At 55.2% G+C, this 15356-nt stretch carries 15 protein-coding genes; 1 reads left to right on the top strand and 14 read right to left on the bottom strand.

Annotation, left to right across the window (positions count from 1 at the left end; all coding sequences use genetic code 11):
• Positions 1–5: 5 nt before the first annotated feature.
• Complete coding sequence (rfbF, locus tag KBZ15_RS06120; protein ID WP_255014222.1) at positions 6–776, bottom strand: glucose-1-phosphate cytidylyltransferase; 771 nt, start codon at positions 774–776, stop codon at positions 6–8.
• A 445-nt stretch (positions 777–1221) separates the two neighbouring features.
• Between rfbF and KBZ15_RS06115 the strand changes: the two genes are divergently transcribed.
• Positions 1222–1389: a hypothetical protein gene (locus KBZ15_RS06115; RefSeq protein WP_255014219.1), complete on the top strand. Its 168-nt coding sequence runs from the start codon at positions 1222–1224 to the stop codon at positions 1387–1389.
• Between the two features lie 671 nt (positions 1390–2060).
• Here the strand turns inward: KBZ15_RS06115 and KBZ15_RS06110 are convergent.
• The 13 genes from KBZ15_RS06110 to KBZ15_RS06045 all read right to left on the bottom strand — a co-directional run bounded on the left by KBZ15_RS06110 (position 2061) and on the right by KBZ15_RS06045 (position 15211).
• Entirely contained in the window at positions 2061–2702 is a 642-nt protein-coding gene (locus KBZ15_RS06110; protein WP_255014226.1) for a bifunctional 2-polyprenyl-6-hydroxyphenol methylase/3-demethylubiquinol 3-O-methyltransferase UbiG, read from the bottom strand.
• A gap of 832 nt (positions 2703–3534) precedes the next feature.
• Positions 3535–4476: a protein translocase subunit SecF gene (gene secF / locus KBZ15_RS06100; protein WP_255014217.1), complete on the bottom strand. Its 942-nt coding sequence runs from the start codon at positions 4474–4476 to the stop codon at positions 3535–3537.
• Position 4477: 1 nt separating this feature from the next.
• The gene (secD, locus tag KBZ15_RS06095) at positions 4478–5908 is read right to left on the bottom strand and encodes a protein translocase subunit SecD (protein WP_255014215.1); all 1431 of its coding nucleotides are present in this window, start codon (positions 5906–5908) and stop codon (positions 4478–4480) included.
• A gap of 1 nt (position 5909) precedes the next feature.
• Positions 5910–6893 carry a pyruvate dehydrogenase complex E1 component subunit beta gene (locus tag KBZ15_RS06090; RefSeq protein WP_255014213.1) on the bottom strand — a complete coding sequence of 328 codons (984 nt, stop codon included), beginning with the start codon at positions 6891–6893 and terminating at the stop codon, positions 5910–5912.
• A 139-nt stretch (positions 6894–7032) separates the two neighbouring features.
• A complete protein-coding gene (locus KBZ15_RS06085) occupies positions 7033–7368 on the bottom strand; it encodes a DUF3082 domain-containing protein (RefSeq protein WP_255014211.1) in 336 nt (111 codons plus the stop codon).
• Positions 7365–8324 (bottom strand): 4-(cytidine 5'-diphospho)-2-C-methyl-D-erythritol kinase, encoded by a 960-nt coding sequence (ispE, locus tag KBZ15_RS06080; protein ID WP_255014209.1) that lies wholly within the window; start codon positions 8322–8324, stop codon positions 7365–7367. The genes KBZ15_RS06085 and ispE overlap by 4 nt, the downstream gene beginning before the upstream one ends.
• A complete protein-coding gene (rsmA, locus tag KBZ15_RS06075; protein ID WP_255014207.1) occupies positions 8317–9156 on the bottom strand; it encodes a 16S rRNA (adenine(1518)-N(6)/adenine(1519)-N(6))-dimethyltransferase RsmA in 840 nt (279 codons plus the stop codon). Before rsmA ends, ispE begins: the two co-directional genes overlap by 8 nt.
• Before the next feature lie 87 nt (positions 9157–9243).
• Positions 9244–9609: a YraN family protein gene (locus tag KBZ15_RS06070; RefSeq protein ID WP_255014205.1), complete on the bottom strand. Its 366-nt coding sequence runs from the start codon at positions 9607–9609 to the stop codon at positions 9244–9246.
• A 778-nt stretch (positions 9610–10387) separates the two neighbouring features.
• Positions 10388–11071 carry an IS5 family transposase gene (locus tag KBZ15_RS06065; protein WP_255014203.1) on the bottom strand — a complete coding sequence of 228 codons (684 nt, stop codon included), beginning with the start codon at positions 11069–11071 and terminating at the stop codon, positions 10388–10390.
• A gap of 113 nt (positions 11072–11184) precedes the next feature.
• The gene (locus tag KBZ15_RS06060) at positions 11185–11421 is read right to left on the bottom strand and encodes a hypothetical protein (RefSeq protein ID WP_255014200.1); all 237 of its coding nucleotides are present in this window, start codon (positions 11419–11421) and stop codon (positions 11185–11187) included.
• A 998-nt stretch (positions 11422–12419) separates the two neighbouring features.
• The gene (locus KBZ15_RS06055; protein ID WP_255014198.1) at positions 12420–12677 is read right to left on the bottom strand and encodes a hypothetical protein; all 258 of its coding nucleotides are present in this window, start codon (positions 12675–12677) and stop codon (positions 12420–12422) included.
• Positions 12678–13065: 388 nt separating this feature from the next.
• Positions 13066–14136, bottom strand: a complete 1071-nt coding sequence (locus tag KBZ15_RS06050; protein WP_255014195.1) for a glycosyltransferase family 47 protein — start codon at positions 14134–14136, stop codon at positions 13066–13068.
• A 766-nt stretch (positions 14137–14902) separates the two neighbouring features.
• Entirely contained in the window at positions 14903–15211 is a 309-nt protein-coding gene (locus KBZ15_RS06045) for a hypothetical protein (protein WP_255014193.1), read from the bottom strand.
• Positions 15212–15356 lie beyond the last annotated feature (145 nt).

The following is a 15356-nucleotide window of genomic DNA, read 5'->3' as shown; positions in this document are numbered from 1 at the left end:
TTGCATCACCACACCTTCCAAGGAGCCTTATTAGTTTCCCAAAGCTCTTCAAGTTGTACACGATCTCTCAAGGTATCCATGGGTTGCCAGAAGCCATTGTGCTGAAATGCCGCCAATTCACCATCAGAAGCCAGACTCCTGAGTGGTTCCTGCTCCCAGGTAATGCGGTCGTTTGAGATTCGATCTATTACGGCAGGTTCTAAAACGAAATAGCCACCATTAATCCAGCTGCCATCGCCTTGGGGCTTTTCCTGAAAATGGTGCACAAAATTTTGATCGCAAAACTGTATCGCCCCAAATCGCCCTTTCGGCTGTACTGCCGTTAGGGTCGCTTGCTTTCCATGAGAGCGGTGAAATTCAATCGAGGCGGCAATATTGACATCTGCCAATCCATCTCCGTAGGTAAAGCAAAAAGTACCATCTCCGACATAGTCGGCAACGCGTTTTAGCCTGCCGCCTGTCATAGTTGCTTCGCCCGTGTCAACCAAAGTTACCTTCCAAGGTTCAGCGGCTCGGCGGTGCACTTCCATATGGTTTAGATCCATATGGAACGTTACGTCACTCGTATGCAGGCAATAATTTGCAAAATATTCTTTTATTACATATCCTTTGTATCCACAGCATATGACAAAATCGTTTATTCCGTGTTGACTGTAGGTTTTGAGGATATGCCAAAGTATCGGCTTGCCGCCGATTTCTACCATGGGCTTGGGCTTGAGGTGGGTTTCCTCGCTGATGCGAGTGCCAAGCCCCCCCGCCAGGATGACAGCTTTCATGCCTTTATCAAAGTTCGATGGGTGACGTGATTGAGGGTGGCATCGGAAATTGAGGCCAGCATTGCATGGGCACGACAGGCTAAGCAGTTATTCCAGATTTTGGCATAGTTTTGAGCCAACTGAAAGTATCCGAGCCTTTCGCTCTTAGCGCTGCCTCCAAGGCCATCGCCAACGTGCTCCAGAACCTCCATTCCCCATTCACCTTGGCCAGTCCTCGCAGGAGCCCTCGCAGCAAGGCTCGAGCAGCCTTTATTTGCTTCCCCACCTGCGCGAGGAGGTGGCGATGGTGCGATTGCCGAATTAGTTGCCTGAACAAGGCCACTGCCCGCTGGTGCTCCTAATTCTTGATGCCCGCAGCAGGGGAGCAATGTACTGCTGGTTTTAGCGGCGCCCCTGCCAGCTTTCCGCTTTGAAGTGATGTACGGCTACCGGCCGGATGGGGTTGGTGGCCTTCTGCCTGAGCTCCAGCGCGATCTACCGGCTGAACAATTACCGCGATGTGGCGGCCGATAGGGCCGATTCCAGCAATCGCTACCTTCCCTGGGAAGGACTGAAACTGTTCTGCGTCACCTTGGGATGTATGACATGGCAGATTGGCTGGATCGGCCCATGACCAGCCCCAAAATGATGGGGCCCTATTCGCTAATACTAACCAGCATGGTGGCCCCTAGACCCTTCATCAGTTATTCACTCTGGGCGGCTAGTTCGGCCTTGCAGGGGGCACCACGCAGCTGGATGCTGCAGAACGTGCGGTTAGTGCTGGTGGGGATCTTTCGCTATCAGCTGTTGAGCGATCCCAAGCAAGCCGAGCGGCAGCAGCATTGGGCGCCAGGGCCAAGCAGCAGCAACTTAGGAGATGCTTCTGGACGATCGGGGCATTAAACTCATTTTTCCGGAGTGGTTGCTCACCAAGGCGATAATCGGCCTACCAAGCTGCGCAAGCTAATGGTGGCTCAACGGGTAGCGGTCATCGATGTCGGACGGCAACCTGCTGAGTTGCGATCGGGTGATCTGTGTTCGGTTCGCCAAAGCTGGGGCGTTCCTCTCAGATCGTTGGATTCTCCTGAATCCAGTAGCCAATATCGGCAATACTGGACCTGGGGACCGGAGCGACGGTGGTGATAGTGCGCCCCTGGATGGGGGCAGGATTCTACGGATCCAGATACTGTTTGATCGCGCTAGACGCCCAGCCGGGCAATATCGATAGCGGAAACAATACATTGATTGACCAAGCCCTGCAAGGCAGGGTTAAAATTTAAACCTATAAGCGGGCCATAAGATATATTATATTTTTCCTACATGCAATAAATGCTGCTGGTAAACATCGTCATATTTACTGGAGAGAATATCGCTGGCTGGCTTAACTGAGCAATAGTCAAGGCCAACAGAGTTACAGAGGTCACGAAAGTATTGTTCAGTTCGGGGGAAAAAGTTAAGAGCATATTTCCATCTCAATCGGCCCATGAGACTCTGATCTCGAACCCACTCCTCCTCCTCTCTCCACTCATCGCCTTCCAACTGGACTATTAGATAAGCTTGCCCGCCTGGCTTTAGCTTTTTAGACAATATATCGAACAAATAATGTATTAATGAGGAACGAACATGCTGAATCACAGCCACTGAATAGGCAAGATCAATTGATCCGTCGGGGACAGTTTGCCAGCCAGGAGGCGAGGAGTGAACAAATTCAATATTGGGGCTTGAATTAAGAATCTTCGCACACTCTATAACTCCCAGCGAGATGTCACTTGCAAAAACCTTGCCAGCCTTACTACTGACGGCCTTGGCAAGATATCCCCCCCCGCATCCGATATCCAATACAGTAGCTCCTTCAGCCATGTACGGTTCGAGTAGCTCCTTGCATAGCTTGAGCCTTGTAGTCCGATTCCTTTCATCCTCAGCCTCAAGCCATCTTCGCCTAGGCATCCTGGCGTAGTCTGGTGAAGCTATTCGATAAAATAATGGGGGCTGCTTGACAAAAAATTTAAGGCCAGTCTCTTTTTGTAGCGCTTTGGGGCAGACTGAAGAAAGCGGCAAACCCAGGGAGCGCCAATAAAGGACTGGTCATCACGTCCAAGAGTCAGCCATGTGGCAACAAAACTCTGGAATGTGCTGATTAGCTTTAACATAATCTTCTATGCAAGCAAAAAAGGGGGGCATAAAGTTGACTTCCTTTATTACAGCGCATTGGCGGCTTGGGCGCCTAGGCCCGAAGCACAACCAACCCAAGCAGGGACATTAAAGCTCCCCTTGACTGGGCTTGTATATTAATACATTTTCAAGGGTCAGGCAAGCCGAAGCTAAGCTAGCGAGTGGCCAAAATGGGGCTCATCTAGCCATCTGAGGGCAATGCCAATAGCCCATTTAGGGCAACTATGAGCAGATTGGGTGGACACTAGGACGAAGATATCAAGCAGAAACGAGGATTGAGACGCTAACAACACCCCCGAGAGCGGACCACCGAAGAATGTTTAAATGGCGCCATTTCCCTTGCCTATCTACCGGTTTGCGCCAATGGACATAATTAATCATCTATCTCACTCGATAGGCCTTGCATAATGAAGGTAAAAGGATTAAGACCGCCACCGCCAGCAAGTGGCTGCGAACTGCTGCCCCCACTGCCGCAAGAGTGAAGTGGTCTGCCAGTAGTTGCAACTCAACCCGCAGATCCAGCAGGGCCAAAAGACCCAGCAACAACGGCACCCCATACCAAAAGCCGCCGGGACGAGGACGCAAACCGAAGGATTTGGGCAATGGCTCAGCGACGGCTCAAAACCGGCAGGAGGGTAGGTGCTACGGCGATACTCGACCAGGCGCCCACCATGATGCCAAAGCTGAGGGCGACCGAAAACCAGAAGAGAGTGCTACCTCCGAAGAAGATCAAAGCAAGCAGGGGCAGCAGGGTGGTAAGCGAGGTGTAGATCGATCGAGTCAGGGTGCTAATCACGGCCTCATCGGCTTGGTCTGCCAGGGGCAGATCCTTGAGCTGGGAGCGCTTTTCGCGGATACGATCAAATATCACCACCGTGTCATTAACCGAGTAGCCAGCGATGGTGAGCAGGGCCACGGCGAACAGACTGTTGACCTCAACCCCCGCCAGCAGGCCCAGCCAGGCGAACAGACCGCAGGTAATAAGCACGTCATGGGCCAGACACAGCAAGGCAAGGAAGGCGTAGAGCCGGTCGTAGCGGAAGCTGATGTATAGGGAAATTCCCACAAAACTCACCAGCAGTGATATCAAGCTCGCCCTGAGCAGCTGGGGGCCAAGGGAGGGGCCAATGGTGTCTACAGACAGCCCGCCTGGCACCGTGTCTCCTAGCTGGCTCTCCAGGCTGGTCAGCACAACCTGGGACTGATCCGGGCTGAGGCTGGGTAGCCGCAGCACCACCGATCGGCCTCCATCGAGCAACTGCACCGCCCCACCAGCCAGGGAAGGGGCCAGCTGGCCGGGGTCGGCTGGAAGTTTCAGACTGGCCAAGGATCCCTCCAGGGCTGCCACGCTGAGGGCAGGACAGCTGGATTCGCAACGCCGCTCAATCTGGATCTGGGTGCCGCCGGTGAAATCCAGGCCTGGCCGCAGCGGTGCGCCGATGGCTGGCCTGCTCCAGCTGATCGCCATGCCGAGCAGGCTGAGCAACAGGGCCACTAGCGAAATTAGCCAGAGCAGGCGACGCTGACGGTTGACTCGAAAAGCAAGCATCTCAGGCCACTCCCTCGGACCGCTGCGACAGGGGCAGGAAATAATCAATCCGGCGTAAGGCCGGATAGCTCAATACAACTCGCAACAGGGTGCGGGTGCAGGTAAGGGCGCTGAACAGGCTGAGCAGCACACCTATGCCCAGGGTCACTGCAAAACCCTTAACAAAGCCGGTGCCCAGTGCAAACAGCGCCACACAGCTGATCAAGGTTGTTACCTGGCCATCCAGAATCGATGAGAATGCCAGGGAGAAGCCCGTTTCAATCGAGCGGATCAGGGTGTTGCCGGAACGCAGCTCCTCCTTGATTCGCTCAAATATCAGCACGTTGGCATCCACAGCCATACCAAGCGAGAGGATGAATCCTGCTATTCCTGGCAGGGTTAAGGTCACTGGAATCAGGGCGAAGGCGGCCAGGTTGAACAGGCCGTAGAGGGAGAGGGCAAGCACTGCCACCACGCCTGCTAGGCGATAGACAACCACCATGAAAACTGCCACCAGCAGCAGGCCGCTGAGGGCAGCCAGCAGGCTGGTGCGGATATTTTCAGCACCGAGGGAGGGCCCCACTGTGCGCACCTCGAGGATCTTCACCGGCAGGGGCAGGGAGCCACCGCGCAGCTGAACCTCCAGATCGCGGGCCTCCTCTGCAGTGAAATTGCCAGTGATGCTGGCCGAACCACCACTGATGCCAGCAGCTTTGAACTCGGGGCCCACGCTGGCCTCACTGATGGAGCGGCCATCCAGCACGATGCCCAGCAGCCGCCCACTGCCGGCGATCGACTGGGTGAGCTGGGCAAAGCGGTCGCCCCCCTGCTTGTTGAAGCTGAGCGTCACCTCCCAGGAGCTGCCGCTTTGCTGCTGCTGGCGACCGGCTGTGACCAGATCCTTGCCGGTGAGCTGGGCTGGCTCATAGAGGCTGATTATGTCGGTGTTGATACGGCTGAGATCGGATTCCAGCTGGTCGCGATCGGCCTGCTTGGCTTCTGCTGCAGGAGCTCTGAGGCTCGCCAGCAGAGTTGTTGCCTGGCGCTTGAGGCCCAGCAGTTCCTGCATGCGCTGCTCGGTGCCGGGCTTCTGGGCGCGGAACTCGAGCAGGGCAGTGCTGCCCAACACGGTGGCAGCCCGGGTTGGATCCTGCTCTCCGGGCAGCTGTAGCACCAGCTGGTTGTCGCCCACGGTCTGGAGGGTTGACTCGGCCACTCCCAGCCCGTTGATACGGCGATCGAGCACCTCCTTGACGGCATCAAGCTGCTCCTTCTGCACCACCTTGACACTGCCGGCTGGCAGCACCTGCAGGGTCAACTGGCTGCCACCGCGCAGGTCCAGGCCCAGGCGTTGACCCAGGGGGGTCTCGGGCGTATTCCAGCTGAACAGCAGGGATCCAGCGGCAATCGCCAGCGCCAGGATCAGGGCAAACCACCCTTGTTGGCGGGCCATCTCAGAGCCGACCAGCGATCAGTTGCTGTCCAGCCTCAACAATCTGATGGGGCTGGATGATCGTGAGGTTTTCCAGGGTGCCGTTGTAGGGGGTGGGGATGTCCTGGGAGGACAAGCGGATCGGTCGGCCATCGAGGTCATCGAAGCAATGCTCGGTGATCAGGGCAAGCAGCTCGGCCCCGATGCCACCGGTTTTCATGCACTCCTCAACCACGATCACCCGGTGGGTCTTGCGGATAGAGCGCGCGATCGTCTCCATATCAAAGGGTTTGAGGCTGACCAGATCGATCAGCTCCACTGAGACGCCCTCCTGCTCCAGCTGCTTTACAGCCTTGAGGCAGTGGTGGCGCATGCGGGAGTAGGTGAGAATCGTCAGGTCGCTGCCCTGCTGAACAACTTCAGCCTGGTCAAGGGCACAGATGTAGTCCCCTTCGGGAATGGTTTCAGAGAGGTTGTAAAGCAGCACGTGCTCAAAGAAGAGCACCGGGTTGTTATCGCGGATCGCCGCCTTCATCAGGCCCTTGGCATTGGTGGGGGTGCTCACCGCCACGATTTTGATGCCGGGCACCGCATGGAAGTAGGCCTCGAGCCGCTGGCTGTGCTCAGCCCCCAGCTGGCGACCCACCCCGCCGGGGCCGCGCACCACGGTGGGAATGGTGAAGTTGCCGCCGCTGGTGTAGCGCAGCATGCCCATGTTGTTGGAGATCTGGTTGAAGGCCAGCAGTAGAAAGCCCATGTTCATTCCCTCCACAATCGGGCGCAGGCCCGTCATGGCGGCGCCCACGGCCATGCCGGCGAAGGAATTTTCGGCAATCGGCGTATCCAGCACCCGCAATTCGCCGTACTTCTCGTAGAGGTCCTTGGTCACCTTGTAGGAGCCGCCGTACTGGCCGACGTCCTCACCCATCACACAGACGTGGGGGTCGCGGGCCATCTCCTCGTCGATGGCTTCCCGGAGGGCATTGAACAGCAGGGTTTCTGCCACGGGGGGCCATGCGCCAGATAGGTGCCAACCTATCTCAGCCGCCGGCGGCGAAGGTGGAAAGGAGCAGCACTGAAAGCAACATGCCCGGCAACAGCAGCGTTACCAGTAGGCCCAGATCGTGGGGTGTCATGGCGAGACGTTAGGGAGTTTTCTCAACTTCGCCAGCGCTTGATGCCGATCCCGGCACCAGGCTGCGCAGGAAAACCAGGGCCAGGCCCAGGGCGATAAAGGCGAAGCTGAAGGTGGCCAGAAAGGACATGCCCACAATCAGGGTTTTGAGGGCAGTGGCGATGCTCTGGGCAATCGCCGAGCTGTAGCGGGGGGGATGGAGGGCGTAGTAGCCCACCAGCCGCTGGCTGAGTCCCAGGGCCAGCCAGGCCAGCAACCCGGCGGTCAGCGAACCCGACAGGAAGCTCAGCGGCCCCTTGCGGGGTCGCTCGGCAGGGGGGGCGGCGCTGGGAGCAGGGTCGATCACCCCCCCAGGCTGACACCCCGGCTGCTGAAGCTGCAGCACCAGGCCCCAAAGCCGCCCTGCTCTAGCTCGTAAGCCAGGGCGGCATGGGCAGCCTGGGCCCGCTCCAGGCTGGAGAAGAGGGCAAACAGGCTGGGCCCCGAGCCGCTCATCGCCACGGTTAGCGGTTGCTCTACCAGCGGCTGCACCTGGCGCAACAGGGCCAGGCCCTGGCGCACGCTCTCCACTTCGGCTTCGACCACGGCCTGGAGATCGTTGCGCAGGGGCGGCAATGGTGTGCCCTGAACCAGGCCCCGCACGAGTGCTTGCGACAGCGACCCCTGGCGCAGGGCCTGGCGGCGCTGCTCAAATTCCCCTTCCTCCTGGAGGTAAAAGTCGCCCCGCAGCACCTGGCAGCGGCCATAGGCCCAGGGCGTGCTGACACTCACCTGGGGATGTTTGACCAGCAGCAGCGCCAGCTTCAGGGGGGCCTGGAGCTCCAGCGACTCCAGCCGCTCGCCCCTGCCAAAACAGAACTGGGTGCCGCCTTCGAGGCAGAAGGGCATGTCCGAACCCAGCTCGGCCGCCATGGCGTGGAGGGCCTCTGCCCGAAAGCCCAGGCCCCAGAGGGCATTGAGACCCACCAGGGCGGCCGCCCCGTTGCTGGAGCCCCCTGCCAGGCCAGCGCCGATGGGGATGCGTTTCTCCAGCACCAGCTCCGCCCCCAGCTCCACCAGGCCCGAGCGGGCCCGCAGCAGCTCCGCCGCCCGCACGATCAGGTTGGTGCCATCCGTGGGCAGTTCTGGTCGGTCGCAGCGGAGGCTGATCTGGCCGTCGGCGCTGGGGCGCAACCAGAGGCGATCCGCCAGATCGATCGACTGCATGACCATTGCCAGCTCGTGGAAGCCGTCGGGTCGGAGGCCCAACACCTCCAGGTGCAGATTGATCTTGGCGGGCGCCCGCACACAGAGATCAGCCATGGGAATCGACCTGGGCGGACGCTTTGCACGCCTGATTCAAGCTGCCCGCCAGCACCACCCAGGCCCCCGGCGCGATCTCCTGGGGCCGCTGGAGCATGCCGATGCCCGCCGCGGCCGCCAGGGCGGCCAGCTGGGGTTCGTGCAGCAGGCCCGCCAGGGTGTTGCGCAGCATCTTGCGCCGGGCGCCAAAACAGCGCTTGAGCAGCATCTCCACCGTGCGGGCCACCCCTGGCTCCAGCTGCTGATCCGCCCCCAGGGGCTCGATCAGGATCACCTCGGAGTGCACCTTCGGTGGCGGCTGAAAACAGCGGGGGGGCACGGCGCAGACCAGCTGGCAGCGGGCCATCAGTTGCATCCGCACGCTCAGGGCCGAATAGGCGCTGGAGCCCGGCAGGCAGCGAATGCGCTCGCCCACCTCCCTTTGCACTAGCAACACCAGGCGCTCGTAGGGCCGGGCAACGGGACGGTCGAGCCGGCCCACCAGGCGCTCCAGCAGGGGCCCCGTGATGTTGTATGGAATATTCGCCACCACCTTGTTGGCCGCGGGCAGCTCCACGCTGAGCACATCCCCGGAGGTGAGGCTGAAGCGGGGCTGGTCTGCAAAGCGCAGCTGCAGGCCTGCCACCAGATCGCGGTCTAGCTCCACCGCAAGCACCGCCGCCGCCGGGGAGGCCAGCAGCCGCTCAGTCAGGGACCCCCGGCCCGGCCCTACCTCCAGCACCCGATCGCCGCTGCCCAGCCCTGCCGCCGCCACGATGCGGCCCAGCACATCCTGATCGATCAACCAGTGCTGGCCGAAGCGCTTACGGACGCGATGGGCAGCAAAACTCATGGATCTCGCCGCTGTCTCTGGGCCCTGCAGTTCAGCATCCCAAGGGAAGCTCAGAGGAGCCAAGAGGGCTCGTGGGTGACCCGCCCATCAGTGATCGAGGCGCAGCCAACGCACTGGCCCTCGGGCCGGGGCCAGGGGCACCAGGGCGAAAACCAGCTCGACCGAGCTGGCGGCCCAATCGGGATTGGCCGCCAGCCAGCAGGCCCAGGCCCGTTCCAGCCTCAGGCGCTTACCCCGATGCAGGGCCGCCACACCCCAGCCATCGGGTCCGCAGCGGCGGCGGCCCTTCACCTCCACCAGCAGCAGCCGGCCGGCTTTTTCCAGCACCAAATCCAGCTCGCCCCAGCGGCAGGTCCACTGGCGCGCCAGCAGGCGCCAGCCCCGCTGCTCCAGCAAACGCAGAACCCGCTGCTCAGCCCAGTCCCCCTGGCGGCGCGCAGCGGTGCGGGGCATGGGCAGGCTCCGGGAGAATTGGTGTTGATGAAGTCAGCCTTCCCACCGGGGCCTGGCGGCAACGGGGATGGGTCAGCCGATTGCTGCTAGAAAATCGGCAACGGTCTGAATCAAGATGCCGCTGGCAAGTTCTGGGGCATTCATCAGGAAACCAAAATCAAGAAGATCGCCTGTGAGCAACACATCTGAACTAGAGCCATAAGCAGCTCTAAATTAGGGTCTCTTGAAAGCGAAACGCACGCTGGATCCGATTGCACCAAATACCAAGGCGTAGGCAGCTCAAACGCACGGTCAGCAAGTAGCGAGTGATTCGTGTGCTTAAAGCTTCCAAATGTTCCTGAGCCCCATCCAGAGGCAACCTGAATATTGCCAGCCGCAGAACCAAGCAAAATGGTGATAAAAGGAGGGAGAAGTCTCCAAATCTTCCCAGCGCACATCACCACAAAGGGCATGGAGATGGTTTTCTTTGCACCTTTACTCAACCGAGCCATAATCAAATCTAGTGAATACTTTCTCTTTCTTCATAAAAAGCATCCTTCCTCCTCGTTTCGCCTACGCTGGTCTGCGAGGGCTGATTCTTGTGAGCAGCACTGATCTATGGAATCTTCGGCGGCCTCCCCTATCGCTTACCTGAGAATCGTATATTGGAAACCTCGTAAAATCAAGAATTCCAAACCTACAGAAGCCTACGAAAAAACGCCTTGAGACTCCAAAGGGTCTAATAAATTGTACATCAAAATGACTGAATTGGCTCAGGCGGCTTCGTGCTGATTATTACTCATGCGAGTGCAAACCCACGATCCGCTCTAAGAAGATATCGCAGGAAGTTGAATGCCAGGCTCATGAGACCCCACCATGCTTTGTTTCTCTCAAGCCCTATTTTTCTAGTCATCCTGCCGCCCATAGGAATGGTCATGCAGCCGAAAACATGTTCAACACAAGCTCTTATTGCTGATTTAATACGGTTACGCTCTTGGGCTGTATCGCTTAGCGGGTGATTGCGGCTGCCTTTGTCGTGAATGCAACTTTCAAAACCGACAAGATTCAGTAGGTTTTCAAAGCACTCACCTGCATAGGCAGAATCTGCCCAAACATAATCATCTGTGTTCTCAGGATCGAGAAGCATTAGCGGCATCTGACTGTCATGGATATTTGCCGGTGTCACAGCATAGCGCCTGATAAATCCATGTTCCACGTCGATACAGATATTGTTCTTGTAGCCGTAGTGATTGATGCCGTTCTTTTTAACCCATCGCGGATCCAAGTCCTTCTGCCGCAATCGGTCTGGGTTATCGTCCCAACCATCAGGCATGCGATTCTCTTTGATCTCCTTGTTGTCTTCTCTGCTAATTCGCTGCCTTGGAACTAGTACGAGCGTTGCATCGATCATCTGACCGCCACGGGCTTCGAGACCTTGAGTCCGAAGATATGACTCAAACTTTTCAAATAGCTCTTCGATCACTCCGGCCTTGCGAAGCCTTTCTCGAAAAAGGCGAGAGTAGTAGCATCGGGAATATCGTTCATTACGCCTAAGCCAACAAACTCTTCAAAAGAACGGCGATCATTTAGCTAGAATTAAGTTTCATCATCGCTCAAATTAAAAGCTGATGAAGCACCAGCATTTTTAAAGAGAATTAGCAGATCAATTCTCCGCTGACCAGCATTGCTTTTGCGCTCTTGCGCATAACCTTTTTCAAGCAGTAGGCGAAATGATTCCCAAGGAATCGATTCGGAGAGTCGATCGAGAACAGGCTTTTTGGGCTTGGGCTTTTCAATCCTCTGCTGCTCGTCCCAGAAGCCTCTTTGACCCATACCAGGGATGCAATTAACTATCTAAATTATAAGCTATTGTCGCCTCAACGCAAGGACTGATCCTATTTTTCGAGGTGCCCTATTGCTCCTGGCGCAGAAGTCTCGATTCTTGGTATTGATGTAGATGCGAACTGCACAGATTCGCTCGGGGCAACATCCATACTCTTGCTGTATTTCTTGGCTTATGTAATTAGGCCATCGGACTCGTTGTATGGATCCCAGCCGAACCTCTACAGAAAGACAACGCCATTTGGCGCGCAAACACTTATCTACCGCAATCGGAAGCCATCCGGGCTTGGGTACCAAACTCAACAGCAGCTCTAGCCTTGATATGAACGATGGGCCGTACCTGTCGCAAAACCAAGTTCACAATGCAATCGGGCATGCTGCGCGTGATTGAGTCCAGTAGGATGTTAAGGCACGAATCGGCTGGCTGATGCCAAGAAGCTTGTGCCACCAATTGGTCCTCAAGCCCGAAGGCATTGTGCCAGAGGTGCTAAGGGTATCGGTAGCATCAAGATTCCGCTGCAGGGAGTCAAGCAGACGGCGTATTGCGGCTTTTGTTTTGCGTCGCTGTGGCCTTATCTGTTTGGCTACATTGAGGAAAGAAGCACCTGCCCTACCACGATAATAACTGGGCTTGTATTTACGAAGTCTTAATTATTGGTTGCACAGATCATCAATGATCCGCTCGGTTGAACCCCTAGCATCATAAAGCAACTAAAAATCAGTTGGATAGGTGATGTCGGCTTGAGTGCAAGAGGCATCGATGGTGAGTACACCCTAGTGCTTGCTTATCCTCCGACCAATCTGCAAGCTTCACGAGTTCGACAATTGAAATCTGTTAGCCTGAACCAGCATCTGGATTATCAGAGTCGCCTTCATCTGGGAGTGACGCCACAGCCCCAATCACCATGGCTTCACCCCGTGCGGCAATGAATTCATTAATCCGATTTAGCTGCTCCTCCGAGAAGCGTTACTCATCAAGAAGGCTGCTCCTAGCAAAAATGAACCACCATTGATGGGGCAAATGGTGCGATGCTGGAATAGCCGGCAAAGCCAAGGGAAACTGCAATATATGCATATTCTCGGATCTGCTCAACAGTCTCCTCGTTGCTAAGGCCAATCCTCTGGTTGATGAAATATGCACCATACGCCATCCGTACAGGCTTTGCTGGGGCGCCAGTGGCGGGATTGAAGTGAGGGGCATATGTTTCTTCCAACTGTTCCCGTGTCTTGAAAGAGTAGAAGGTCACTCGGTGGCATAGTCCGTGTCCAACGTGCCGTCACAAGGCACCTGAAAAACCTTGAATGAAATCAGACCAGTATTGAGTTTCCGGTATATCTGCGGTGCTCAGCAGCTTAGGATTCATAAATTGCCCTGTACAAGACAAGTTTATCGGGTTTGATCGCTGAACCAAGCTGCGCCGCAGTCAATCTGGCTTTTTTAGGAGTCCCACTTAATAATTTAATATCTGCAATCTGAATTCAAGGGCTTCTAGAAATATTCAGAACCCCTGCGGATAACTGTACATGAGAATAATGCACTGATCTGCCCAGGATTGCTGAACCAGTATTGGACCTAGCAGTTTTTTGTGCCGCACATAGGAAATAGTTTTTTTCTTCGGGTTTGCGCAACAAAACTTAAGCCATTGCAAAGTGATTGCCAAGAATATTTTGAACGGTTATGGCTGAAATTGATGCCAGACTAGCATCTGATAGCGCCAGCTTGCAAACCTGGTTTTGCATAGACATCCTATCGCTATATTTCATTCTTTCTATATATTCTAATGCTTCTATCCAGTCTCCATTTTTGACAAGTATTACATTGATCCTGTCAAGAAGCGGTAGGCAATGGAATTTGACTAGCTCCTCCGGCATGATGGGTATTGAGCCGCGTAGCACAGCCTCAAGCATTCTATGTGTAATGCCAGTAAATCCCGGAAGGCACAGAGTAAACCAGGCTGACTCAAGTTCGCTGATATAGGAATCATAGGGCCTGGGACGAATAGATCCTGGTTGATCGTAATTCCATATAACTTCATGAGTACCTGTAATACCTTCAAACCAAGTAGATTCTCTACTTGCATTCAAGCATTTCCTAATTTTTTCTGCAAGAGGATCACGGATGGGGTTTGCTGAACCGGACCATGCAAACAAGTATCGCCGATCCCCTATGGGTATATCTTCTGCAAGGCGAGACCAGTTTTGATGAAGTATGCAGCATCTTTGGTGGGGAAAAACTCCAAAATATCGATGTTTTTTTGCGAGAATCCTACTTAGAAGATTTATATTTGCATCCAACGTCCATATTTCAGTAAATAAACTAAAGTAAGGTCTTAATATTTCCTTGGAAACTTGCTTTGCTTGCCATGCAATAGAGCTAGGTGCAAAATGCAAAAAGGCTACTTTTCTAGAAAAATTCTTACAAAAATTGCCTACCAAGGTGCGCTCTCTTGCGCCAAAGTTCCCCCTAAGCAGTACGAAACATGTCTCACCAGAAAGCGAATTTAACTCATTTAAGTTGAACTTTTCAACTATGAATGATGGATTTAAGCCGAGCCACTTTAAACAGTCTTGGCCGTCTCCATCGTTTTGGCTAACCTCTTCATTAAGCGTAATCAACCTACAGCTTATGCCCATCTCCGCGCACGCCTTCCCTACAAATATAAACCATGGATCTATTATAGGCGCGAATATTACAAGTTTAGTCATGCACGGAATGCAAAAAGGCTACTATGGAATTAACATATCATCGACCACAAACACGCACTCTCCGGAGGGTTGCTTTCGGGAAAGCACTCAACAGAAATAGCCTGGTGAGCAATTCCAAGAAGTCTCTAAGCGTATAATATCAAACCAGGAAAATTAAATACGCAGAAATCATATCAAAATCCCCAAGAATTGCGAATCGGTCAATGTTGGTTTGTCCTCATTTCGTGATGGTACAAATTTCAAAGGGACTTATGCTACTACCCATGGGGGATTGTAGCAACATTTTGTCTCTGTTCCACATTGGCTTGCCAATGGAATTTAAATTAGCATAACAGCTTGCATGGCCGTGGAGCTGCTTTAAATTGTTGCACAGTCTGGCTTGCCTGGGCTGTCAGCATGAGTTGAGGTCGGCACAATGGCTCCGTCCCAGGGCACGCAGGCTCCGCAGCCTCTACTGATCTCGGTCAGATCAGCTAACTCAAGGCGATTCCTGATGCCCGCATGCAGCGCGCGTCCGCATTCCGGCCTGGTATTTGCTGCTGCTGGGGATGCTGAAATACTGCCATAGTCTACCGGATCTGCTAAGATTAACTTTAAGAATACTTTGCTACTGGCATCACGCCGCGCTCCGTGGAGGTTTGTGGATCAAGCTCAGGGCTCCGCGTCGGTGAACTCGTCCCGCTGCTTCTTCCAAGTTGGCGTGTCAGATCTGTGACCTAACAATATTTACGATCGCTTAGATTTGCTGAGGCATAGTGTGTCTCGATCAGCTGGTGTGTGACGACAAGACTTTGCGGCGCTCGATCGTGCCCAAAGCTTGCGTTGAGTCGCTATATGGCTTGCCGCCGAATATATCTACATTGGCCAAATGACGCTCTACTCCGCTGCTCCAGGCTTGCGGATAGCCCAGGCCTGCTACGCCACCGGCGACCGTTTTCAAGACCTCCAGAAGCAGGGAGCCGATTTCCTGCTCACGGTAAAAACAACAAGAAGATGTTGCATCACCAGATCCACAGCCAGTTTCAGGGAAAGCGTCACATCCCTTTTTTGGGCAACCAATCGCGAGAGCAGCCAAGGCTGCAGCATCACCTAGACGTTGCGGGCAAAACAAGCACTAACGCACATCCGTGAAGCCTGGAGCGGAACCAGCTGGATAGTGGAGTTGGGGCCACCAGTACCCGTGACGGCAACCCCTCCTGTGCCCCTCATCCGTATTGCTT

It is taken from the genome of Cyanobium sp. BA20m-p-22 (assembly GCF_024346275.1).
GTDB lineage: Bacteria > Cyanobacteriota > Cyanobacteriia > PCC-6307 > Cyanobiaceae > Cyanobium_A.
The sequence above is the reverse complement of the archived record's forward strand: the minus strand, read 5'-3'. Positions and strand labels throughout refer to the sequence as shown.